This window comes from Amycolatopsis sp. lyj-23, assembly GCF_046549135.1.
GTDB lineage: Bacteria > Actinomycetota > Actinomycetes > Mycobacteriales > Pseudonocardiaceae > Amycolatopsis.
The window spans coordinates 18530-40939 of the sequence record NZ_JAJPWN010000003.1 but is presented as its reverse complement, the minus strand read 5'-3'; the positions used below and the strand labels follow the sequence as shown (position 1 = coordinate 40939).

Here is a 22410-nt window from a genome sequence, read left to right as displayed (position 1 = left end):
GCCTTCCCGGCGTTTCAGGCGGCCGTGACCGGGCGGACGGCGGTCGCCTTCCAGGTGGATCCGGCGCGGACGACGTCGAGTTCGGTCGTGAAGGGACGGCCGGTCACGCGGCCCGCCGCGTCGGTGACCTGCAGGGTCGTGAAGAACAGCACGGTCGCCCGGCCACCCCCGAGGGAGAGGGCCGCGGCCATCGGGTCCGGCCCGAGCGCGACCTTCGTGCCGCTCTTGCGGATCGCTTCGACGTAGGTGGCCTTCTTCGCGCGGTAGTCGTCCAGCAGCGGCCCGGTCACGACCGCTTCCGCCCGCGCGTAGCTGCCCGCCGGGTCGCTGCTGTCGGTCGTGAACAGCGCGCCCGCCGCGGCGCGGGCACCCGCCAGCGCCGCGTCGCGCAACCCGCCGGTGCTGCCGTCGTCCGGCTGGGGTGCCGGCGCCGGTTGCGCCGGGTTCACCGCGATGTCGGAGAGCCGCCAGCGCCCGCCGTCCCGCAGCGCGGTGAAGGCGACTGTGGCCAGGCCGTTCGTGCCGCTGCTGTCCTGCTGGAGCACGGCCAGGTCCCGGACCCGGTCGCCGGTGAACTCCAGCGCGGCCGCCTGTCGCACCCGCGTGACCAGGTGCACCGGCTGCGGGCTCTTCCTGACCTGGTCGAACAACTGCGTCAGCTGGTCCTTCGCCGCCCCGGTGACGTTCGCCGCGACGGCCTGGTCGAAGGCGCCCGGGTTCCCGGAGTCGTAGCTGAGCACCGCCTCGGCGGCCGCCTTCACCGCGTCGAGGGCCGCGCTCGTGCGGCCGGCGTCGACCAGCGCGAGGTTGCCCCCGACCGGCACGGCCGTGCCGGTCACCGTGCACGCCGACGTCAGCAGGACCAGCGCGGGCAGCGCCCGCCTCACAGCAGGCCGGCCTCGCGCGCCCGGGCGCCCGCCTGGAAGCGCGAGGACGCGCCGAGGAGCTCCATCAGCTCCGCGACCCGCCGCCGGTAGGTGCGCAGGCTCACGCCGAGGGCGCGGGCCGCCGTCTCGTCCTTGCAGCCCGAGGCCAGCTGTTCGAGGATCTCCCGCGCGCCCAGCTCGGTGAACCGGGCCTGGTACGACTCCAGGTCGGTGGCGCCGTGCCAGGCCGCTTCGAACAGCGACTGGATGCCCTGGACCAGCGCCGGGCTGCTGATCACGGTGTAGCCGCGGACGCCGCCGACGTGGTCGCCGGCGACGATCGCGATGCGGCGGTCGAGCAGGATCGTCTCGTTGATCTCGCGTTCGGTGATCCGGATCCGGGCGCCGTGTTCGCCCATCAACCGCAGGTGATCGGCCAGCACGGGGTCGAGCAGCACGCCGGGCTGGTAGATCTTGCGCACGGTCATCCCGCGCACGGACTGCTCGCGCTCGGGCGCGCTCGGGTGCGCCACCGACCACGTGTGCAGGTCGCGGGCCGCGCACGAGATCTCCGTGGCGAGCTCGAACAGGTGCGACGTTCGTTCGAACAGCTCCGCTTCGCCGCGCACCACGACGACGTCAGTCACCTTCTCCACGCATTCCAGTGTGGCAGCAAACTGCCAAACCCGGAGGTCACCCGGGCGCCGCCGGAAAGCTGGAGCCATGACCACGAACACGCTCCCCGCCGCCGCGGCGGGCACCTGGAAGCTCGGCTCCTTCGAAGTCAACCGCCTCGGGTTCGGCGCGATGCGCCTGATGTCCACCACCGACGGCGGCATCCGCGCCCGCGAGACGTCGCTCGCCGTGCTGCGCCGCGCCGTCGAGCTCGGCGTGAACCACTTCGACACCGCTGCCTTCTACTTCGCCGGGCCGCGCTCGGCGAACGAACTGCTCAACAGCGCCCTCTCGCCCTACGACGACCTGGTGCTCACCACCAAGATCGGCCCGGGCCGCGACTTCGAGGGCAACTTCTACACGGCCCGGCCGGACCAGCTGCGCGCCCAGGTCGAAGAGAACCTGCGCGAGCTCGGCCTCGACCACCTCGACGTCGTCAACTACCGCATCGGCCAGAGCCTCGACCGCGGCACCGGCTCGCTCGCCGAGGGCTTCGGCGTGCTCGCCGAACTGCGCGAAGCCGGGCTGATCCGCGAGCTGGGCATCTCCAACGTCGGGCCGGAGCACCTGACCGAGGCCCTCGGGATCGCGCCGGTCGTCTGCGTCCAGAACCAGTACGGCCTGAGCGCCCGCCGCGAGGACGACGAGCTCGTCCGGATGTGCGCCGAACGCGGGATCGCGTTCGTGCCGTTCTTCGCCGTCGCGAGCGGGACGGGGGAGGACGAGCGGGTCGCCGAAGTGGCCCGCCGGCACGACGCCACCCCGGCGCAGGTGCGGCTCGCGTGGACCCTCCACCAAGGACCGCACGTGCTCGCCATCCCGGGCACCGGCGACGTCGGGCACCTCGAGCAGAACGTCGCCGCGGCGGCGCTCGAGCTGACCGAAGAGGACTTGGCGGCGCTCGGGTGAATTCGCCCGGAATGTCTCGCCACGGAATCGATCGGGTGAACGCCGCCTGAAGCCGCGGCGAACATGTCCTCCGCAGGTGTCGCGGTGCTCACGACAAGGCGGACAACGCTAGGCCGCAAGCCCACTTCTCAGCTTACGATCGGCCCGTGACCACGCCTGTTTCACTCGCACTGGCCATCGGCGCACTGGTGGCCGGTGCGGTGGCCGGCTACTTCCTGGCGCGGGCGCGCACCCGCCGGGAGGTCGCCCGGCCGCCGGGCCCGACCGTCGCGGAGCTCCTCGAACGGCTGGTCCGTTCCTCGAACAACGGCATCGTCGTGCTCAACAGGTTCGGCGACATGGTGCTGCACAACCCGCGGGCCTACGAGCTCGGCCTGGTGAAGGTCAACCAGGCCGACCCGCGGGCCCGCAAGGCCGCCGAGCAGGTCGTCGAGACCGACGAACCGCTCGAAATCGACCTTTCCCCGCTCGAAGCGCGCGGCCGCCAGCCGGAGGCGGTCCTCGGCCAGGTCCGGCCGCTCGGCGACGGCTTCACCGTCGTCGAGGCCGTCGACCACTCCGAGGCCATCCGGCTGGAGGCCGTGCGCCGCGACTTCGTCGCCAACGTCAGCCACGAGCTCAAGACCCCGGTCGGCGCGATCGCGCTGCTCACCGAGGCCGTGCTCGACGCCGCCGAGGACGTCGAGGAGGTCCGCCGCTTCGGCGGCAAGATCCTGCGCGAGTCCACCCGCCTGGGCCAGCTCGTCACCGAGCTGATCGCGCTGTCCCGGCTGCAGGGTGCCGAACGGCTGCCCGACCTCAACGTCGTCGAGGTCGACGCGGTCGTCCGCGAGGCGCTGGGCCGCACGACGCTCTCGGCCGAGTCCGCCGACATCCGGATCACCACCGACAGCCCCAGCGGCCTGCTCATCGAAGGCGACCGGACGCTGCTGGTCACCGCGTTGTCGAACCTGCTGGAGAACGCGGTCAACTACTCGCCGGCGGGCAGCCCGGTTTCGATCTCCCGGCGGCTCGCCGACGGCATGGTCGAGATCGCCGTCACCGACCGCGGCATCGGCATCGCCGAAGAAGAGCAGCAGCGCGTGTTCGAGCGCTTCTACCGCGCCGACAAGGCCCGCTCCCGCGCCACCGGCGGCACCGGGCTGGGCCTGGCGATCGTCAAGCACGTCGCGGCCAACCACGGCGGCTCGGTCGGGCTCTGGAGCCGTCCCGGCACCGGCTCGACGTTCACCCTGCGCATCCCCGCGCACGTCAGCCCGGAACCGGCCACCGAGCCGGCCCGGGCGGCCAAGACCTCGCCGGCACCGCGGCAGGAGAAGACCCCCGAGCGCACCCCGAGGCTCGTGGTTACCGGGCAGGACAGCCCAGATCATGGAGGAAACCTGTGACCAGGGTTCTCATCGTCGAGGACGAGGAGTCGTTCGCCGACCCCCTCGCCTTCCTGCTGCGCAAGGAAGGGTTCACCGCGGCCGTCGCCGGCACGGGCCAGGCCGCGCTGGAGGAGTTCGACCGCAACGGCGCCGACATCGTGCTGCTCGACCTCATGCTGCCCGGGATGAGCGGCACCGACGTCTGCAAGCAGCTGCGCCAGCGCTCGGCCGTGCCGGTCATCATGGTGACCGCCCGCGACAGCGAGATCGACAAGGTCGTGGGCCTGGAACTGGGCGCGGACGACTACGTCACCAAGCCGTACTCGGCCCGCGAGCTGATCGCCCGGGTGCGGGCGGTGCTGCGCCGCGGCGGCGAGCCGGGCGCGGAGGGCGAACTGGCCCCGCTGGTGCTGTCGGCGGGCCCGGTCCGGATGGACGTCGAACGGCACGTGGTGACCGTCGACGGCGCCGAGGTGTCGCTCCCGCTCAAGGAGTTCGACCTGCTGGAGTACCTGCTGCGCAACGTTGGCCGGGTGCTGACGCGCGGGCAGCTGATCGACCGGGTGTGGGGCGCGGACTACGTGGGCGACACGAAGACCCTCGATGTCCACGTGAAGCGCCTGCGCTCGAAGATCGAGCCGGACCCGGGTTCGCCGCGGCACCTCGTCACGGTCCGGGGCCTCGGCTACAAGTTCGAGACGTAAGCGGCGTCCTGGCGGTACCGCTCCCGTGGAGGCGCGCCGGGGCGGTACCGCACCGAGTGTTTTCGGTTACATGTTCGAGACCTGGCGCCGGGGCCGGTACCCTGGACCCCCGTGCGCCTAGGGGTACTCGACGTCGGTTCCAACACCGTCCACCTGCTCGTGGTCGACGCCCACCGTGGCGCCCACCCGACGCCGATGCATTCCGAGAAGTCCGTGCTGCGGCTGGCCGAGCAGATCACCCCCGGTGGCGAGCTCTCCAAGGCCGGCGCCGACGACCTCGTCACGGCGGTCGAATCCGCGAAGGACGCCGCCGCCCGCCTGGGGTGCCAGGAGGTCATGGCGTTCGCCACGTCCGCGGTCCGCGAAGCCAAGAACTCCGCCAAGGTGCTCGCCCGCGTGGCCGACAAGACCGGCGTCGACCTGCAGGTCCTGTCCGGCACCGACGAAGCCCGCCTGACGTTCCTGGCCGTCCGCCGCTGGTACGGCTGGTCGGCAGGCCAGCTGCTCGTGCTCGACATCGGCGGCGGCTCCCTCGAGATCGCGATGGGCCGCGACGAGGAACCCGTCCTGGCCGAGTCGCTGCCGCTGGGCGCGGGCCGCACGACGCGCACCCGGTTCAAGCACGACCCGCCGACGCGCTCGGAACTCGTCGCGACGTCCGCGTGGCTCGACGACCAGCTCACCGACCTCGCGCGCAAAGTCACCAAATGGGGTGAACCCGATCGGGTCGTGGCGACCTCGAAGACGTTCCGCTCGCTCGCCCGGCTGACCGGCGCCGCCCCCTCGGCGGCGGGCCCGCGCGTCCGACGTACGCTTTCGGACACCGCTTTGCGCCAGCTCCTCGCCTTCGTTTCGCGGATGCCCTCGGCCGATCTCGCGCAGCTCGAAGGCGTCAGCTCGAGCCGGTCGCACCAGCTGGTGGCGGGTGCGCTCGTCGCGCAGGCCACGATGCGGGCGCTCGGCGTGCCGGAACTCGAGATCTGCCCGTGGGCTCTGCGAGAGGGTGTCATCCTGCGGCGGCTGGACCATTCGAACGGCGCGGATGAGACTGGAGCCGCCCTCGTGGGGCGCTTCGGCGCACAGGAGGACCGGTGAAAGCACACGGCTGGACTTCGCACGCGGAAGATGGGCACGGTGGAGGAGTGACGGACATGCAGAGGACGGCGTACAGCGCGCGCTGCGCCACCGAGCCGCCGTCGGGTACCTCCCCGCGAGGTGCCGAGGACCCGGAGCGCGCAGGGGATTACCAGGTATGACGGACCAGACCGGAGGCGACCAGCCGCCGCAGAAGACCGTGGCTGAGCTGCTCGCCCAGCACGGTGCCCAGGTCGACGGCGGACGCCGTCGCCGACGGCGCGCGGCGGATGACGACGACGAGCCCGGCACCCCGGAGGCCCCGCCCGGCGCGACCGGCTCGCACCGGCGTCCCGGCGTGAGCGACACCGGCCCGCAGGCGATCATCGACCGGGTGGCCGCCGAGGGCACCCCGCCCCCGCCGGCCCCGGCTCCGCCCGCGCGGCCCGCCGGACGGCGCCGCGCCGAGCCGCCGTCCCCGCCGCCGCCCGCGCCCCGCGCGGTCCCGCAGGACTCCCAGCCCCGGCCGGTGCCGCCGCCCCCGGCGCGGCCCGCCCCCGGTGGCGCCGAGTCCGGCCAGTACCCGCGCCCGGTTCCTCAGGAGTCCGGCCAGTTCGCCCGGCCGCCGCAGGAATCGGGCAAGTTCGCGCGTCCGGTCGCGCCGCCCGAGCCCGTGCCGCCGCGCCCGCAGGAGTCGGCGCAGCTGCCGGTGCCGCCGCGCGCGGCACCACGCCGCCAGCCGCCGCCACCGCAGCCCTCCCAGCAGCTGCCGATGCCGCCGCAGCCCTCGCAGCAGCTGCCGACCCCCTCGTCGGCCGAAGAGACCCGGGCCGTCCCGCCGGTCCGGCGCCGCCCCGGTCCGCCGCAGCCGTCCCAGCAGCTGCCGGTGCCGCCCCCGCCGTCGCAGCAGCTGCCGGTGCCCCCGCCGCCGCCCGCCGGTCCGCTGTCGGCCCGGCTCGACGGCCTCAACGGCACCCCGGACGCCGAAATCGACGTCCCGCCGCCCCCGATGGCCAGCGGCACGTTCGGGACGCCGCCCGCGGCTCCCGGCCGCCCGCGCCGGGCGCCGTCCCGCCGTCCGGAGCCGAAGCGCGAGGACTACACCGAGCAGTTCTCGGCGGTCCCCGACGACGAGCCGCCCGCCCCGCCGGTGCCGCCGAAGGGCAAGAAGCCCGAACCGCCGGAGCCGTCCTCGCCCGCCGGCCTGGCGAACTGGCGCAAGCGCCGCCAGAAGGAGCAGATGGAGGACACCGAGATCGGCGTCATGCCGCCGGTGCCCACCGATGCCCCGGACGACGGCTACCCCGAGGACGACTTCGAGCCGGACGGCTTCGCGCCGGAAGGCAGCGGCTACCAGGCCGCCTACGACGCGGGGCCGCCGACCGGCGCGTACCCGCCGCCGATGCCGTTCGCGCCCGGCGACCGGGCCTCGCGGGCGCCGATCCCGGACGACCTCGAGCCCTACGAGCGCGAGTTCGCCGACGACTACCCGGCGGACGGCCCGGACTTCGAGCAGGACGACTACGCCTACGAGCAGGGCGAAGGCTACGAAGACGACGAGTACGACGACGTGCCCGAGCCGGTCGCGGAGCCGGAACCGGCGACCTCGCCCGGCAAGCAGTGGCTGGCACTGGCCGGTCAGCTGGCGATGGGCGTGGTCGGCGGGGCCGCCGTCTGGCTCGGCTTCAACTGGCTGTGGGTGAACATCCCGGCGGCCGCGCTGGTCGCCGCCCTGCTGGTGGTCGTCGGGCTGGTCTGGATCGTGCGGAAGATCCGCCGCGCCGAAGACCTGCAGACCACGGTGCTGGCGGTGCTGGTCGGCTTGGTGGTGACGGTCTCACCGGCGGCCCTGCTGCTCGTCGGCCGCTGACGGGCTGACGCGCGCCGCGTGATTCCGCGTCCCGTTGGCGGCCCGGCGGCGCCCCGCGCCCGCCGCGGGCGGGGCAGGATGGCGCGCGTGACAGACGAGCAGCCGGTCCCCGTCGGACTCAGCACGGCGTCCGTGTGGCCCCTGAAGGCGGGGACGGCCTTCGAGCTGGCCGCCGAGCTCGGCTACGACGGCGTCGAGGTGATGGTCTGGGCCGACCCGGTCAGCCAGGACGTCACGGCGCTGCGGCGCTGGTCGCGGCGCACCGGCGTGCCCGTGCTGTCGATCCACTCGCCGTCGCTGCTGATCACCCAGCGGGTCTGGTCGCCGGACCCGGCCGTGCGGCTGCGGATGTCGGTCGACGCCGCCGTCGAACTCGGCGCGCGCACGGTGGTGGTGCACCCGCCGTTCCGCTGGCAGCGCCGGTACGGGGACGCGTTCGGCGAGCTGGTCGGGGAACTGGAGGAGTCGAGCGGCGTCGAAATCGCCGTCGAAAACATGTTCAAGGTCCGGCCGCCCGGCGGATCGAAGAATTCGCGCGTGTCCGCGTTCCGGCCGTCGATCGATCCGACGGACGTCGGGTTCCGCCACTACACGCTCGACCTGTCCCACACAGCGGCAGCCGAAATGGACGCGCTGGCGCTCGCGCAGCGGATGGGTGAGGGCCTCTCGCACGTCCATCTGGCCGACGGCACGGGCGTCCCGAAGGACGAACACCTGGTACCCGGCCGCGGCGGCCAGCCCTGCGCCGAACTGCTCGAGAAGCTGGTCAGCAACGGTTTCGCCGGGCAGATCGTGCTGGAGATCAACACCCGGCACGCCGTCACCGCGGCCCAGCGCGTCCGCGATCTGGCCGAGGCCCTGTTGTTCGCGCGGTTCCACCTCGGGCAATAGCGCTGTCCTTTCCCGTGCCGACACCGCTGGTCCCGAGTGCGTTTCCGCCGGTCCAACCCGTAAAGTTCGGACCGTGAACCCGTCGCTCTCGTTGCTCTTCACCCATCCGGATTCCCGAAATGGCGCGGACCGTTCGTGAGCGGAATCGACGGCACCGCCGTGTCCTTCGACACGGCGAGTGCGGCGCGGTCGCTGGGGGACGGCACCTTCACCGCGGTGCTGCGTGCGGAATGGGCCATCGGCTCGCACCCGCACGGGGGTTTCCTGCTCGCCCTCCTGGCCCGGGCGGCGGTCTCCGCTCTGCACGAGCGCGGTGAGCCGCACGCGGAGCCGCTGGTCGTCAGCGCGGAGTTCCTGCACGCGCCCGCGCTCGGCCCGGTGCTGCTGCGCACGGACGTCCGCAAGGTCGGCCGGCGCGCGACGGTGGTCGAGGTCCGGCTCGAGCAGCGCGGCCGCAGCTGCGTCGAGGCGAGGGTGACGACGGGCCGCCTGCCGATGCGGCGCCCGGAGTGGACCGACGTGCCGTCGATGCCGGCCGAGCCGCCCCCGGGGGCGCTGGCCATGGCCGAGACCACCGAGGGGCCGTTCAACCTGGCGAAGGGCTGCGAAGTCCGGCTGGACCCGGCGACGGCGGGGTACCTGACGGGCCGCACGGGCGAGCCACCCCGGATGCGGCTGTGGGTCCGGCCCCGGCACAGCCTGGTGGACCCGTTCTTCTCACTCCTGGCGTCGGACGTCAACCCGCCGGTGGTGATGAACCTCGGCCGCATCGGCTGGGCCCCCACGGTCCAGCTGACGGCGCTGCTGCGGACGCGCCCGGCACCCGGGTGGCTGCGGGTGGTGGTGGAGTCCCGGTCGGTCAACGAGTCCTGGTTCGACTCGGACGCCACGGTGGTGGACGCCCAGGGCCGGCTGGTGTGCCAGGCCCGCCAGCTCGGCCTCGCCCCGGCCCCGGGCGCCTGAAGCCCCGGCCGACCCTCCAGGTACGCGAACCGACCCTCCAGGTACGCGAACCGACGCTCCAGGTACGCACACCGACCCTCCGGGTACGCGAACCGGCCATCGGAGTACGCGCGCCCCGGCACCGGGCCGCTCGGCTCCGTTTGGCACGCTCTACCGCATGACGGTCATCGCGGTGCTGGGTGCGGGCAAGATCGGTGAGGCGTTGCTCTCGGGGCTGCTGCACGGCGGCCACGACGCCGGCGACCTCCTCTTCACCGAGCGGTACCCGGCCCGCGTCGAAGAACTGACCGGCCGCTACGGCATCCGCGGCGTCGAGGTCGAGGACGCCGCCAAGCGGGCGGACATCCTGGTCGTCGCCGTGAAGCCGCAGGACATCGAGCCGGTGCTCGACGAGCTCGCGCCGCTGCTCGGGCCGTCGTCGCTCGTCGTCTCGCTGTGCGCCGGGCTGCCCACGTCGCTGTACGAGCGGCGGCTCGCCGAGGGCGTGCCCGTGGTGCGGGTGATGCCGAACACGCCGATGCTGGTCAACGAGGCCATGAGCGCGATCTCCGCCGGCCGGTACGCCACCGCCGAGCACCTCGCCGTGGTGCGGGACCTGCTGTCGCACGTCGGCAAGGTCGTCGAGGTGCCGGAAGCCCAGCAGGACGCCGTCACGGCGCTGTCGGGGTCCGGGCCCGCGTACTTCTTCTACCTGGTCGAGGCCATGATCGACGCGGGTATCCTGCTGGGCCTGCCGCGGGCGCTGGCCGGCCAGCTGATCATCCAGTCGGCCGTCGGCGCGGCGAAGATGCTCGCCGAATCCGACGAGCACCCCGTGCTGCTGCGCGAGGCGGTGACCTCGCCGGCCGGCACGACCATCAACGCCATCCGCGAACTCGAGAAGCACGGCGTCCGGGCGGCGCTGCTGGCCGCCATCGAGGCGGCCAAAGACCGGTCCGTGGAGCTCGGCAAGGCGCACGACGAGGACTGATTTCGCCGAAACGGGCGATCGCGGGGATCTTGCACGCGCGGGTGCTTGTGCGTTAGCGCAGGTGAGAGCCCATCTCGGTGACAGGCGTCGCATTAGCCCCACCAGTCCCGCTACCCTCGATAGAGCACGTGCGTGTCGATACCACAGGTGGGGAAGCCTCGTGGCGCGACACGTGTCGAAGGACGCGGTAAACATGTCGCCGAACAAAAAGGAGGATTTGCCCGCAGTCGGGCAGGTCCAGTTCCTGACGGTCGCCGAAGTGGCCACGCTGATGCGGGTCTCCAAGATGACCGTCTACCGTCTCGTGCATTCGGGTGAGCTGCCCGCCGTCAGGGTCGGGAAGTCCTTCCGGGTGCCGGAGAAAGCAGTGCACGAGTACCTGCAGGGCGCGTACTACGACGTGGGCTGATCCGGTCGCCGGGCACGGGTGCACAGCGCTACACCGTGCCCGCTGACCGGCCCGCGCCGGGTGACGGGTAACCTGGAAAACCGCTCGTGCCTGTGCGCTCCACCCGTTGGACGCTGCGCCGGGCAGCGTGACCGACGACGACCTAAGGAGCGCCCATGGGCTCTGTGATCAAGAAGCGCCGCAAGCGCATGTCGAAGAAGAAGCACCGCAAGCTGCTTCGCCGTACGCGCGTCCAGCGTCGTAAGGCCGGCAAGTAAGCCTGCCGAGTGTGACCGTGGCCCGTCCAGTCTCTGGACGGGCCACGTCCATGTGGTGGGCACGTCCGCCCGTTCGAGTGAGGCGTTCGTCGCTTTCCGGGGGAGCCGGCGTCAATAGCACGTGAGACGGCCCGGAGCTACCACTGAAGAGCGGTAACATCTCAATGGCGTCCGCGCGATGCTTCCAGTGAGTGCAGGTTCGCGCGCCTCGGGTGATCGTCCACCCCCCACACGCCCTACGCGCCGCAGGGAGTCGCATGCCGTCGAACATCGTGCTCGTCACCGGGGTCGCCGGGGAACTGGGCGGGAAACTGCTCGCCCGGCTGGGCAACAACCCCGACTTCGAACGGGTCATCGGTGTCGACACGGTCCCGCCGGACAAATCGGTCCTGCAGCGCATGGGGCACGCGGAGTTCGTCCGCGCGGACATCCGGAACCCGCTGATCGCCAAGGTGATCAGCACGGCCGCGGTCGACACGGTGGTGCACGCCTCCTGCACCGCGCACCCGGCCGGCCCGGGCCGCCGCACGGCGATCAAGGAAGTCAACGTCATCGGCACCATGCGGCTGCTCGCCGCCTGCCAGCGCTCGCCGCTGGTCCGGAAACTGGTGGTCAAGTCGACGGCGGCGGTCTACGGCGCCGGCGCCCGCTCGCAGGCCGTGTTCACCGAGGATTCCGAGCTGATCCCGACGTCGACCAGCGGGTACGCGAAGGACGCCGTCGAGATGGAGGGGTACGTGCGCGGCCTGGTGCGACGCCGCCCGGACATCACCACGACGCTGTTCCGCTTCGCCAACATCATCGGCCCGGAGACCGACACCGTCCTGGCGCGCTACTTCGCGCTGCCGGTGGTGCCGACGGTATTCGGCTACGACGCGCGCATCCAGCTGCTGCACTCCTCGGACGCGCTGGCCGTGCTGGAGCGGGCCACCCTGCAGGACGAGCCCGGCGTGTTCAACGTCGGCGCGGAGGGGGTACTCACCCTTTCGCAGGCGATCCGGCGAGCCGGCCGGGTCGAGCTGCCGATGCCGCGGAGCGTGGTGCCGTCGGTCGGCAAGGTGCTGCGCGGCGCACGCGTCGTGGACTTCTCCGCCGACCAGGTCCGGCTGCTGAACTTCGGCCGGGTCGTGGACATCGCCAAACTGAAGCAGGAGTTCGGGTACACCCCGCGGTGGACGACGCGGGAGGCGTTCGACGACTACATCGCCGGACGCGGGCTCCGCCCGGTGCTGGACGGCGGCAAGCTGGCCGGCCTGGCGAGCAAGGTGCTGGTCGCCGCGGCGACGGGGCAGAGCCGATGACCACGTCTTTTGGCGGTCCGGGTGGCGGAGCCCCCGGCCCGGGGCGAAGCCCCGGTGGTCACAGGCCGCAGGACTACTTCGGAAGCGAGGCGGAGACGGTGGGCGGTGCCGAGGCGCAGGTCATCCCCCTGCACGGACCGGGCCGGGAGAAGCCGGAGACGCGGGAGGCCGACGTCCGCGAGCAGGAGGGCGCGCCGGTCGTCGCGTTCCCCGGCGCGGACCGGCCGGCCCCCGAGCCGCTTTCCGACGCCGCGCGCTCGGCGCTCGGCTTCATCCGCGACCGGCTGACGGGCGACTACACGGTCGACGAGTTCGGCTTCGACGCGGAGCTGACCGAGGCGGTGTTCCTGCCGCCGCTGCGCGCGCTGTACAAGAAGTGGTTCCGCGTCGACACTTTCGGCGTCGAGAACCTCCCGACGACCGGCGGCGCGCTGCTGGTGTCGAACCACTCGGGCACCATCCCGCTCGACTCGCTGATGACAGCGGTGGCGGTCCACGACGAAACGGGCGGCCGCCACCTGCGCGGCCTTGGCGCCGACCTGGTGTTCCAGGTGCCGCTGGTGGGGTCGTTCGCCCGCAAGTCCGGCCAGACGCTGGCCTGCCACGCGGACGCCGAACGCCTGCTGCGCAAGGGCGAGCTGGTCGGGGTGTGGCCGGAGGGGTTCAAGGGCGTCGGCAAGCCGTTCGCGTCCCGCTACAAGCTGCAGCGCTTCGGCCGCGGCGGCTTCGTCTCGGCCGCGCTGCGGGCGGGCGTCCCGATCATCCCGGTGTCGGTGATCGGCGCGGAGGAGATCTACCCGAAGCTGGGCGACATCAAGGTGCTGGCGCGCATGCTGGGCCTGCCGTACTTCCCGGTGACGCCGTTCTTCCCGATGCTGGGCCTCGTGGGCGCGGTCCCGCTGCCGACGAAGTGGAGCATCGAGTTCGGCGCACCGATCGCCACGGATTCGTTCGGCCCGGACGCGGTGGACGACCCGATGCTGGTGTTCCAGCTGACGGACCAGGTGCGGGAGTCGATCCAGCAGACGTTGTACCGGCGGCTTTCGCAGCGGAAGTCGGTCTTCCGCGGCTGAGTCCGTCCGGGCACTGCTGGGAACGGCCGCGCTCAGCGGCGGCGGTAAGCCATCCCCGCCGCCACGGCGCCGGCCAAAGCACCCGCCCCCAGCACCGAAGGCACCCCGATCTTCGCCGCCTTGCGACCCGTCCGGAAGTCCCGGATCTCCCACCCGCGCGCCCGTGCCACGTCTCGCAGGCCGCCGTCCGGGTTGACCGCTACCGCAGTTCCCACCGCCGACAGCATCGGGATGTCGTTCGCCGAGTCCGAGTACGCCGTGCAGCGCTTGAGGTTCAGGCCTTCGCGGGAGGCCAGCGCGCGGACCGCGTGGGCCTTCGCGCGGCCGTGCAGGAGGTCGCCGACCAGGCGGCCCGTGTACACGCCGTCGCGGGTCTCCGCCACCGTGCCCAGTGCGCCCGTCAGGCCCAGGCGGCGGGAGATGATCGCCGCCAGCTCGATCGGGGTGGCCGTCACCAGCCAGACGCGCTGGCCCGCGTCCAGGTGCATCTGGGCCAGTGCGCGCGTGCCCGACCAGATCTTGTCCGCCATCAGCTCGTCGTAGATCTCTTCGCTGATCGACGTCAGCTCCGCCACCGTACGGCCGGCCACAAAGGACAGTGCGCGTTCGCGGTGGGTCTTGATGTCTTCCTTGTTCTCGCGGCCGCCGAGGCGGAACTTGATCTGGCCCCACACGAAACCGGCCAGGTCCGCCGACGTGAAGAACTTGCGCGCCGCCAGGCCGCGGGCGAAGTAGAAGATCGACGCGCCCATCATCATCGTGTTGTCGACGTCGAAGAACGCGGCCGCGGTCAGGTCCGGGGGCGCCGGCGGGGCGGGGGGCGCGGCGGCTTCGGAGACCACCCGGGCGTGGGCGGCCTCGGCCGACGCCTCACCCGCGAGCGCGGCGAGCCGCTCCAGCTCCTGACTCTTGTCCCTGCCACGCCAAGCTGACACGCACACCGCCTCCACGTCACTTCCCGGCGGCCGGGAAAATCCGGGTCCTTTGCACAGCGTAGCGAGCCGCCCACCGCCCCGTCGCAGGTGACCTCAGCCGATCACGATCGGCGGCAGGCCCGGCAACAGCGGCGGGAGCGAAATCAGCGGCGGCTGGGACGACGTGGTCGTCGGCGCCGGTGGCCTGGTCGTCGGCGACGGCGGGCCCAGCACCGGCGGCGGTGTCACCCCGCCGGTCGGCGCCGGGATGCCCGGTGTCGCCGCGGCGTCCGACGGCGGCAGCTGCGTGCCCGTCGGCGCCGGCGAAGTGCTGCCGGCCGGCGGGGGCGCGACCGACGCCGAGGCCGACGTCGGATGGTCACCGGACGCCGGGCCGGCGGGCCGCTGCGTGCACTCGCCGCTCGCCGGGAGCGGGCCGAGCTCGTCCGACGCGCCCGTGGTGATCTGGTAGCAGCTCATCCGCGCCACCAGGCCGCTCGCGCGCTCCTGGACCTTGCCCAGCAGGTCGCGGACGTTGCCGAACACCGGCGCCGCGTCCGCCGGGAGCGGCTGCGCGAACAGCCTCGACGCCTGGTTGCGCGCCCACAGCCGGACGTCGGACAGCGCCTGCGTGCCGCCGCCGTCGCTGGTCGCGGCGGCCGACATCTCGGCGACGCCGGCCCGCAGATCGGCGGCGAAGTCGTCGTAGGCGGTCCGGTAGTCGGCGGCGCCGGCGCCTTCGGCGGCCAGCTCGCCCAGCTCGGTGATCCGGTTGGTCGCGAACTCCAGGTGCTTGCGCGCCTTTTCCTGGTCACCGAACGTCAGGCTCAGCGCGGTCGACTCGCCGGCCCGCTTGACGCCGTACAGCGGGTCGCCGGGCAGCGCCGTGCGTGAGAGCACCAGCGTCAGCCCCGCGAGGACGAGGAAGAGGAAGAGCGCGGCGGCCACCAGGTCGGCGGTCCGCGGCCGCCACCTCCGACGTGGGGTGGTGGCCGCCGCCGTCTCGAGGCGGCCCGCGATCTCCGCGCGGATCCGCTGCCGCGTCTCCAGGTCCGGGGCCCCGGCCGCGCCGAGGTCGCGCAGGGCGCCGACGAGGGCGAGCTCGTCGGCGAACTCGCTGTCCCGGCGTACCGGCGACGGTTCCAGGGCACGCGCGAACCGCTCGCTCTCGGCACGCTCACGCGCAAACCTCACGGCGCTGCTCTCCATCCCGGGCCACGGCCGGTCCTGACACCGGTCTGCGTGGGGTAACGATCCAGCAGCCGTGAGGGTTACCGGTTTCGGCCGACGAACGGAAAAGTTCGCGGGTTCAGCGCAATCCGGTGGGCAGCAGTTGTGCCAATCGGCGTACGGCGCGGTGCTGCAGCGCCTTGATCGCCCCTTCGTTGCGGTTCATGATCTCGGCCGTCTCGGCCACCGACAGGCCCTGCAGGAACCGCAGCACAATGCATTCCCGCTGGTCATCGCCCAGTTCCGCGACGCAGCGCAGCAGCTCGGCGCGGGTGGCGCGGCTGATCGCCTCCTGCTCGGGGCCGACCTGGGTGGCCGCGCCGACGCTGAACGGCGCCGAACCGGGCTCGGTCACCTCGTCGGTGACCACTTCGAGCTTGAACCGGCTCGACTTGACGTGGTCGAGCACGAGGTTGCGGGCGATGGTGACGAACCAGGCACCGACGTCACGGCCCTGGTAGCTCACCGACGTGATCCGGCGCAGCGCGCGCAGGAACGTCTCGCTGGTGACGTCCTCGGCGAGGTCGCGGTCGCCCAGCCGGAACAGCACGTACCGGTAGACGACGTCGACGTACCGGTCGTAGAGGCGGCCGAAGGCGGACGAGTCGCCGTCCTGAGCGGCCCGCACCAGGTCCCACGCCTCGGCCTTCGCCGCCTCGGCGCGCTCGTCGTCGGCCGCCTGCCTGCTCAACGGCACGGCGGACGTCCGGCCGAAGACGCGCTCGGCGAACATGAAGACGGGCCCGCGGCTCACGGCGGTCGGGACGGTCATCGGGCGGCACCTCCGGCGGCGAAGCTGGCCCTGCGGGCCACGGAACCCCCGGAGCACCGGCGAGCAGGGGCCTGCCGGCTCGCGTGCCCCACGACCTCGTGGGCAGGCAAGTTCCTCACGGCGACTCCCTCTCTCCGGTCGCGGCGGTGATCAACGACACCGGCGCGACGCAGTGCAGCATACGTGTTGTTACCGCGAAGTAGGTAGTGGTTCCGGGGTTGCGCAGACGCGACGCTCGCGGTCGGCACCCATGACGTCGCTTCAGATGACAGACTTGCAACGGTTCACGCCAGGCGAAGGAAGGCAGGTCGCGGGTGAGTGCTCCAGAGGGGACGCAGCCGGGGGTCGGCGGGCTGCTCACACGGGCCGCGGCGACGTGGCCGGAGCACCCGGCCGTGCTCGAAACCGGCACCGGACGCGGCCTGACCTACCGCCAGGTCGACGCGGCCGCCCAGGCCCAGGCCCGCGCGCTGGCGGACGCCGGGGTCGGGCCCGGCGACCGGGTCGCGCTGCGGCTGCCGACGTCGGTGGACTTCGTGGTCGCCTTCTTCGGCGCGCTGCGGGCCGGTGCGATCGTCGTGCCGCTGTCGCCGCAGGTACCCGGGCCGGAGCTCACGAAGCTGCTCGAGCACAGCGGGGCGAAGGTCGTCGTCCAACGCGACGCCGAGGACGAGCTCCCGGACGGCGTGAGCGGTCTCACGCCCGCGGGTGACCCGGACGGAGTAGCCGAATTCGTCGATGCCGGCCGCTCGGGCGAGGACATCGCGGTCGTTTCGTACACCTCCGGCACGACCGGGCCGCCCCGCGGCGTGATGCTGTCGCACCGCGCGCTGCTGGCCAACCTCGAGCAGATCAGCGGGGTCGACGGCGTCCTCGAACACGACGACCGCGTGCTGATCACCATCCCGCTCTTCCACGTCTACGGCCTCGGGCCCGGCCTCCTGCAGGCCACCGCCGCCGGGGCGACCGCGGTCCTTTCGGAGCGGTTCGAGGCGCAGCGCACGCTGGACGACTGCGCCGAACACCGCGTCACCTCGATCACCGGCGTCCCGACCATGTACGGCGAGTTCGCCGCGCTCGGCGCCGACGAGCTCCGCCGCGGCCTGGCCACCGTGCGCCGGCTGACCTCGGGCGCCGCGCCCCTGCACCCGAAGGTGCTGACCGCGATCCGGGAGGCCGCCGGCCTCGACGTCTACGAGGGCTACGGCCTCACCGAGTGCGCGCCGGTGGTGACGTCGACGCTGGTCACCGGCTACCCGAAGCCGGGCTCGGTCGGGCGCCCGCTGCCCGGGATCGAGCTGCGGCTGGTGGACAGCGACGGCACCGACCAGGCCGTGCCGCTCGACCCCGACGACGTCGACGACGTCTTCGAGGCCGAAGGCGAGACCGGGCTGGTGTCGATCCGCGGCGCCAACCTGTTCTCCGGCTACTGGCCCGACGGCGACCACGGGCCCGACGCCGAGGGCTGGTTCCGCACCGGCGACGTCGGCTACCTCGACGTCGACGGCGACCTGCACCTGGTCGACCGGGCCAACGACCTGATCATCGTCAACGGCTTCAACGTCTTCCCGCGCGAAGTGGAAGCGGTGATCGACGAGCTGGCGGAGGTCGCCGAGGCCGCCGTCGTCGGCGTGGTCGACGAGCGCAGCGGGGAGGCGGTCAAGGCCGTCGTCGTGCCGGCGGCCGGGGCGGCGCTGTCCAAGCAGCAGGTCGTCGACCACTGCGCCGCCCACCTGGCCGGCTACAAGGTGCCGCACCTGGTCGAGTTCGCCGAGTCGCTGCCGCATTCGGCCACCGGCAAGCTGCGCCGCCTGCGGTTGCGGTAGTAAGGACGCCATGGCGCACGAAGTGACGGTGATGGGCCGGGACGGTTGCCACCTCTGCGAGGTCGCGGAGGCCGACGTCGCCCGCATCTGCGGCGAGCTCGGCGTCGCCTGGAAGGCCGAGGACGTCGACACCGACCCGGAGTGGCGCGCGGAGTACGGCGACCGCGTCCCGGTGATCCTCATCGACGGCGCCGAGCACGGGTACTGGCGCGTCGAGGAGGACCGGCTGCGGCGCGCGCTGCAGCCGTAACACGTCCGTAAGCCGGATCGGGCAGCCGTCCGGCGGCGCCGCTCCGAAGATGGAGGCGTGAGCACTCTGCAGGAAGCGCCGCCCGAAGCACCCCGTCGGCTTTCGCTGCCGGTCGCGACGCTGATCGGGCTCCTCGCCCTGGCCGCGGCGCTCGGCGTCGGGCACCTGGTCGCCGGCTTCGTCGGGTACACGGCGTCGCCGTTCATCGCGGTGGCGAACTACGTCGTCGACCACAGCCCGACGGCGATCGTGAAGTGGGCCGAGCGGACGCTGGGCACCTGGGACAAGCCGGTGCTCAAGATCGGGCTCGCGGTGGTGCTGGTGCTGCTCGCGCTGCTGGCCGGGCAGCTCTCGCGCCGGACGCCGCGGGCCGGGCAGGTGCTCGTCTTCCTGCTCGGCGCGGCCGGGGTCGCCGCGGTGTACGCGCGCAGCGACCTCGGGCAGATTTCGCTGCTGGCGCCGATCGCCGCCCTGGTCGCCGGGCTCGCGGTGTTCACCGGGCTGCACCGGATCGCGCTACCGGTCGACGTCGGCCACGACCGGGGCTTCGACCGGCGGAAGTTCCTGCGGGCCGGGGTCGGGGTCGCCGCGGGGTCGGGGCTCGCGGCCGTCGTCGGCCAGGTCGCCGGGACCAGCTCCGACGCCGAGGACTCGCGGGCCGCCATCGGGCCGCTCGTCCCCGCGCGCACCGCGCCGCCGCTGCCCGCGGACGCCGACTTCGCCAAGCTCGGCTCGCCGCCGTTCCTCACCCCGAACGCGGACTTCTACCGCATCGACACCGCGCTGGTCGTGCCGCAGCTGCGCACCGAGGACTGGAGCCTGAAGATCCACGGGATGGTCGACCGCGAGGTCACCTTCTCCTACGCCGACATCCGCAACCGGCCGCTGGTCGAGCGCCGGGTGACGCTGACGTGCGTGTCCAACGAGGTCGGCGGCCCGCTGATCTCGAACGCGGCCTGGCTCGGCGTCGACCTCGCCGACCTGCTCGACGAAGCGGGCGTGCAGGCGGGCGCGCAGCAGATGTTCGCCACCAGCGTCGACGGCTGGACGTGCGGCACCCCGGCGAACGTGGCCCTCGACCGGACCCGCGGCGCGATGCTGGCGATCGGGATGAACGGCGAACCGCTGCCGGTCGAGCACGGCTTCCCGGCGCGGATCGTCATCCCCGGCCTGTACGGCTACGTGTCGGCGACGAAGTGGGTCCAGTCCCTCGAATTCACCCGGTGGGATGACCGGCAGGCCTACTGGCTGAGCCGCGGCTGGGCCGAGCAGGCGCCGATCAAGACCGAATCGCGGATCGACACGCCCAAGGGGTTCGCGGGCGTCACGGCGGGCAAGGTCCGGCTGGCCGGCACGGCCTGGGCGCAGCACACCGGCATCGCGAAGGTCGAGGTCCGGCTGGACCAGGGCGAGTGGCGGGAAGCGACGCTGTCGGCCGAGGTGAGCAAGGACACCTGGCGGATGTGGTGGATCGAACTCGACGTGCCGAAGGGCACGCACCAGGCATCCGTGCGGGCGACCGACCAGGACGGCTACACGCAGACGGAGAACCGCGCGGACCCCGTCCCGGACGGCGCCACCGGCTGGCACTCGGTCACCCTCGACGCCCGCTGAGGCGCGCGAACCGCTTGCCGGACAAGGATTCTGACGCGGTGTCGTGATCTCCGGCGCGTGCCGACGGCCCCGGAACCGCCTCCGACCTGTGACTTTGTGCCTGCGTTCACAAGTGGTCTACCGTAGGGCCATCGCCCCCGGGCGTCCGGCATCGAACCGGACTCCGAGACCGGGGTCAAGACACAGTTCGGTACGGCCGTGGCGATGGCCGCCGGGTGCACAGCGGGCAGGAGACGACGGCGTGGTGACAGAGCGGGGGAGGCGCGACGCGGCGGACTCCCCGGGCCGGGCGCCCCGGCGCTCCCGCCGTCCGGCCGGCCCGGACGCCGACAACGCCCCGACCGCCGAAATGCCCGCGGTACCCGCGGGTGAGCCGGGCCGCAACGGGGACGCCCCCGAGGCCGTCCGGGCGAAGTCCATTCCCGAGGCCGCCGTCGCGCGGCTCGCCGTCTACCTCCGCGTGCTGTCCGGGATGTCCGAACAGGGCGCGACGACCGTTTCGAGCGAAGAGCTGTCGCAGGCCGCCGGCGTCAATTCCGCGAAACTGCGCAAGGACCTCTCGTACCTGGGCTCCTACGGCACGCGCGGCGTCGGCTACGAGGTCGGCGTGCTGGTCAGCCAGATCGAACGCATCCTCGGGCTGACCCGGCAGCACAAGGTCGCCGTGGTCGGGATCGGCAACCTGGGCCACGCGCTGGCCAACTACGGCGGCTTCCCGGGGCGCGGCTTCCCGGTCGAAGCGCTGTTCGACCTGGACCCGGACCTGATCGGCGTGCCGGTCGGCGGCCTCCCGGTCTCGCACATGGACGACATCCCGCGCATCTGCGCCGAGCGCGGGATCTCCATCGGCGTGATCGCCACCCCGCCCACCGCGGCGCAGTCGGTGTGCGACCGGCTGGTCGCGGGCGGTGTCCAGTGCATCCTCAACTTCGCGCCGGTCGTGCTGCAGGTTCCCGCTCACATTGAGGTTCGGAAAGTAGATTTGGCCGTGGAGCTGCAGATACTCTCGTTCCATGTGGCCCGCCGCGCGGATGACGCCGCCGGGAATCAGGGCAATTCCGGACTACCCGGTGCGGTTCTCCCAGCCGAGAATGGGAACGGCAGGCGGAACGGCTCGGGTCCGGACGGCGGACGGGAAATGGTGGTGCGCTCATGAGCGTCTTGGCGGTCGGTCTTTCGCATCGGAGTGCGGAGCTGAGCACGCTCGAGCGCGTCGCGATCCCCGCGCCCGAGATCGGCAAGGTGCTCGACGAGCTGCAGCAGGCCGAGCACGTCAGTGAGGTCATGCTCGTCTCGACGTGCAACCGGATCGAGGTCTACGCGGTCGTCGAGGCCTTCCACGGCGGGCTCAACGACGTCTCCGAGGTGCTGGCCCGCCAGGCCGGGATGGCGCCCGCCGAGCTCTACGACAGCCTGTACGTGCACTACGCCGGCGCCGCCGTCGAGCACCTGTTCTCGGTCACTTCGGGCCTGGACTCGATGGTCGTCGGCGAGACGCAGATCCTCGGCCAGATCCGCTCGGCCTACGCCACCGCCCGCGAAGCCGGCACGGTCGGCCGCACCCTGCACGAGCTGATCCAGACGACGCTGCGCGTCGGCAAGCGCGTGCACTCCGAGACCGGGCTGGACCAGCTCGGCGCGTCGGTCGTGTCCGAAGCGCTCGCCGCGGCCGGGGACGTCACCGGCAAGCACGCCGTCATCGTCGGGGCCGGTTCGATGGGCGCGCTGAGCGCGTCGCAGCTGCGCAAGGCCGGGATCGGCGAGATCACCGTGGCCAATCGCACCGACGCCCGCGCCCGCCGCCTCGCCGCCAACGTCACCGAGCAGGGCGTGCCGGCCCGGGCGGTCCCGCTGTCCGCCGTGGCCGACGCGGTCCGGGACGCCGACGTCGTGATCTGCTGCACAGGCGCGCAGGACGCCGTCTTCACCCCGGAGCACGTGCTGCCCCGCGGCGGCCGCGCCCTCGTCGTCTGCGACCTCGGCCTGCCGCGGGACGTCGACCCGGAGGTCGGCGAGCTGGCGGACGTCCGGGTCGTCGACCTGGCCACCGTCCAGCGCCGGATGCGGGAGGCGGGCACGCCGACCACCGAGCGCCAGACCGCCAAGGCGACCGGGATCGTCCTCGACGAGGTGCGCGACTACCTCGCCGGGCAGCGCAGCGCCGAGGTGACCCCGACCGTGACGGCGTTGCGCCGCCGCGCCGCCGAGGTCGTCGACGCCGAGCTCCTGCGCCTGGACAACCGGCTGCCGGACCTGGACGGTGCCGTCCGCGAGGAGGTCGGCCGCACGGTCCGCCGGGTGGTCGACAAGCTGCTGCACGCACCGACCGTGCGGGTCAAGCAGCTGGCCGCCGAGACGGCCGAAACCGACTACGCGAACGCCCTTCGCGAACTGTTCTGCCTCGACCCGCAGGCCCCCGCCGCGGTCGCGAGCCCCAAGCCCCCCGCAGAGAAGAAGTAGTGGTGACCAGAG

General features: G+C 72.7%; 22 protein-coding genes. 17 read left to right on the top strand and 5 right to left on the bottom strand.

From position 1 onward, the window contains the following. Nucleotides 1–14: 14 nt before the first annotated feature. Together ACLJPY_RS06140 and ACLJPY_RS06135 are read right to left on the bottom strand one after the other, a co-directional pair. Nucleotides 15–887: a hypothetical protein gene (locus tag ACLJPY_RS06140; RefSeq protein WP_410587049.1), complete on the bottom strand. Its 873-nt coding sequence runs from the start codon at nt 885–887 to the stop codon at nt 15–17. Further along, nucleotides 884–1522: a DNA-binding response regulator gene (locus ACLJPY_RS06135; protein ID WP_410587048.1), complete on the bottom strand. Its 639-nt coding sequence runs from the start codon at nt 1520–1522 to the stop codon at nt 884–886. Before ACLJPY_RS06135 ends, ACLJPY_RS06140 begins: the two co-directional genes overlap by 4 nt. Before the next feature lie 67 nt (nt 1523–1589). Between ACLJPY_RS06135 and ACLJPY_RS06130 the strand changes: the two genes are divergently transcribed. The 12 genes from ACLJPY_RS06130 (at nt 1590) to ACLJPY_RS06075 (ending at nt 13332) form a co-directional block, all read left to right on the top strand. Next, nucleotides 1590–2450, top strand: coding sequence for an aldo/keto reductase (locus tag ACLJPY_RS06130; RefSeq protein ID WP_410587047.1), 861 nt, complete (start codon nt 1590–1592; stop codon nt 2448–2450). A gap of 146 nt (nt 2451–2596) precedes the next feature. After that, nucleotides 2597–3838: a sensor histidine kinase gene (locus tag ACLJPY_RS06125; protein ID WP_410587046.1), complete on the top strand. Its 1242-nt coding sequence runs from the start codon at nt 2597–2599 to the stop codon at nt 3836–3838. Next, nucleotides 3835–4524, top strand: coding sequence for a response regulator transcription factor (locus tag ACLJPY_RS06120; protein WP_125310281.1), 690 nt, complete (start codon nt 3835–3837; stop codon nt 4522–4524). Before ACLJPY_RS06125 ends, ACLJPY_RS06120 begins: the two co-directional genes overlap by 4 nt. Before the next feature lie 111 nt (nt 4525–4635). Then, a complete protein-coding gene (locus ACLJPY_RS06115; RefSeq protein WP_410587045.1) occupies nt 4636–5619 on the top strand; it encodes a Ppx/GppA phosphatase family protein in 984 nt (327 codons plus the stop codon). Nucleotides 5620–5776: 157 nt separating this feature from the next. Then, nucleotides 5777–7468, top strand: coding sequence for a hypothetical protein (locus tag ACLJPY_RS06110; RefSeq protein WP_410587044.1), 1692 nt, complete (start codon nt 5777–5779; stop codon nt 7466–7468). 78 nt (nt 7469–7546) lie between these two features. Beyond that, nucleotides 7547–8359: a sugar phosphate isomerase/epimerase family protein gene (locus tag ACLJPY_RS06105; protein WP_410587043.1), complete on the top strand. Its 813-nt coding sequence runs from the start codon at nt 7547–7549 to the stop codon at nt 8357–8359. A 144-nt stretch (nt 8360–8503) separates the two neighbouring features. Then, nucleotides 8504–9322: a thioesterase family protein gene (locus tag ACLJPY_RS06100; protein ID WP_410587600.1), complete on the top strand. Its 819-nt coding sequence runs from the start codon at nt 8504–8506 to the stop codon at nt 9320–9322. 157 nt (nt 9323–9479) lie between these two features. Beyond that, nucleotides 9480–10292: a pyrroline-5-carboxylate reductase gene (gene proC / locus ACLJPY_RS06095; protein ID WP_410587042.1), complete on the top strand. Its 813-nt coding sequence runs from the start codon at nt 9480–9482 to the stop codon at nt 10290–10292. Between the two features lie 193 nt (nt 10293–10485). Then, nucleotides 10486–10701, top strand: a complete 216-nt coding sequence (locus ACLJPY_RS06090) for a helix-turn-helix domain-containing protein (protein WP_013222402.1) — start codon at nt 10486–10488, stop codon at nt 10699–10701. 155 nt (nt 10702–10856) lie between these two features. Next, nucleotides 10857–10958 (top strand): 30S ribosomal protein bS22, encoded by a 102-nt coding sequence (locus tag ACLJPY_RS06085; protein WP_007030867.1) that lies wholly within the window; start codon nt 10857–10859, stop codon nt 10956–10958. A 257-nt stretch (nt 10959–11215) separates the two neighbouring features. Further along, nucleotides 11216–12259, top strand: coding sequence for an NAD-dependent epimerase/dehydratase family protein (locus ACLJPY_RS06080; protein ID WP_410587041.1), 1044 nt, complete (start codon nt 11216–11218; stop codon nt 12257–12259). Nucleotides 12260–12357: 98 nt separating this feature from the next. Further along, entirely contained in the window at nt 12358–13332 is a 975-nt protein-coding gene (locus ACLJPY_RS06075) for a lysophospholipid acyltransferase family protein (RefSeq protein WP_410587040.1), read from the top strand. A 32-nt stretch (nt 13333–13364) separates the two neighbouring features. Here ACLJPY_RS06075 and ACLJPY_RS06070 read toward each other — a convergent pair whose 3' ends face one another. From ACLJPY_RS06070 to ACLJPY_RS06060, 3 genes are all read right to left on the bottom strand, one after another. After that, nucleotides 13365–14267, bottom strand: coding sequence for an HAD family hydrolase (locus ACLJPY_RS06070; RefSeq protein ID WP_410587039.1), 903 nt, complete (start codon nt 14265–14267; stop codon nt 13365–13367). Between the two features lie 93 nt (nt 14268–14360). Then, nucleotides 14361–15440 carry a DUF5667 domain-containing protein gene (locus ACLJPY_RS06065; RefSeq protein WP_410587038.1) on the bottom strand — a complete coding sequence of 360 codons (1080 nt, stop codon included), beginning with the start codon at nt 15438–15440 and terminating at the stop codon, nt 14361–14363. Nucleotides 15441–15555: 115 nt separating this feature from the next. Then, on the bottom strand, nt 15556–16248 hold the full coding sequence (locus ACLJPY_RS06060; protein ID WP_410587037.1) for a sigma-70 family RNA polymerase sigma factor: 693 nt from the start codon (nt 16246–16248) through the stop codon (nt 15556–15558). 314 nt (nt 16249–16562) lie between these two features. On the opposite strand from ACLJPY_RS06060, the gene ACLJPY_RS06055 reads away from it, so the two are divergent. From ACLJPY_RS06055 to ACLJPY_RS06035, 5 genes are all read left to right on the top strand, one after another. Then, nucleotides 16563–18074 (top strand): AMP-binding protein, encoded by a 1512-nt coding sequence (locus ACLJPY_RS06055; RefSeq protein ID WP_410587036.1) that lies wholly within the window; start codon nt 16563–16565, stop codon nt 18072–18074. A gap of 10 nt (nt 18075–18084) precedes the next feature. After that, nucleotides 18085–18324, top strand: coding sequence for a glutaredoxin family protein (locus ACLJPY_RS06050; protein ID WP_410587035.1), 240 nt, complete (start codon nt 18085–18087; stop codon nt 18322–18324). A gap of 57 nt (nt 18325–18381) precedes the next feature. Continuing rightward, nucleotides 18382–19938 carry a molybdopterin-dependent oxidoreductase gene (locus tag ACLJPY_RS06045; protein ID WP_410587034.1) on the top strand — a complete coding sequence of 519 codons (1557 nt, stop codon included), beginning with the start codon at nt 18382–18384 and terminating at the stop codon, nt 19936–19938. A 241-nt stretch (nt 19939–20179) separates the two neighbouring features. Next, nucleotides 20180–21094 carry a redox-sensing transcriptional repressor Rex gene (locus ACLJPY_RS06040; protein ID WP_410587033.1) on the top strand — a complete coding sequence of 305 codons (915 nt, stop codon included), beginning with the start codon at nt 20180–20182 and terminating at the stop codon, nt 21092–21094. Continuing rightward, nucleotides 21091–22398, top strand: a complete 1308-nt coding sequence (locus tag ACLJPY_RS06035) for a glutamyl-tRNA reductase (RefSeq protein ID WP_410587032.1) — start codon at nt 21091–21093, stop codon at nt 22396–22398. Before ACLJPY_RS06040 ends, ACLJPY_RS06035 begins: the two co-directional genes overlap by 4 nt. The last annotated feature ends 12 nt before the right edge of the window (nt 22399–22410 follow it).

Coding starts and splice junctions, on each gene's coding strand:
- ACLJPY_RS06060 (WP_410587037.1), bottom strand. CDS start 16,248: ATGACCGTCCCGACCGCCGTGAGCCGCGGGCCCGTCTTCATGTTCGCC.
- ACLJPY_RS06085 (WP_007030867.1), top strand. CDS start 10,857: ATGGGCTCTGTGATCAAGAAGCGCCGCAAGCGCATGTCGAAGAAGAAG.
- ACLJPY_RS06110 (WP_410587044.1), top strand. CDS start 5,777: ATGACGGACCAGACCGGAGGCGACCAGCCGCCGCAGAAGACCGTGGCT.
- ACLJPY_RS06105 (WP_410587043.1), top strand. CDS start 7,547: ATGGCGCGCGTGACAGACGAGCAGCCGGTCCCCGTCGGACTCAGCACG.
- ACLJPY_RS06050 (WP_410587035.1), top strand. CDS start 18,085: ATGGCGCACGAAGTGACGGTGATGGGCCGGGACGGTTGCCACCTCTGC.
- ACLJPY_RS06035 (WP_410587032.1), top strand. CDS start 21,091: ATGAGCGTCTTGGCGGTCGGTCTTTCGCATCGGAGTGCGGAGCTGAGC.
- ACLJPY_RS06080 (WP_410587041.1), top strand. CDS start 11,216: ATGCCGTCGAACATCGTGCTCGTCACCGGGGTCGCCGGGGAACTGGGC.
- proC (WP_410587042.1), top strand. CDS start 9,480: ATGACGGTCATCGCGGTGCTGGGTGCGGGCAAGATCGGTGAGGCGTTG.
- ACLJPY_RS06130 (WP_410587047.1), top strand. CDS start 1,590: ATGACCACGAACACGCTCCCCGCCGCCGCGGCGGGCACCTGGAAGCTC.
- ACLJPY_RS06090 (WP_013222402.1), top strand. CDS start 10,486: ATGTCGCCGAACAAAAAGGAGGATTTGCCCGCAGTCGGGCAGGTCCAG.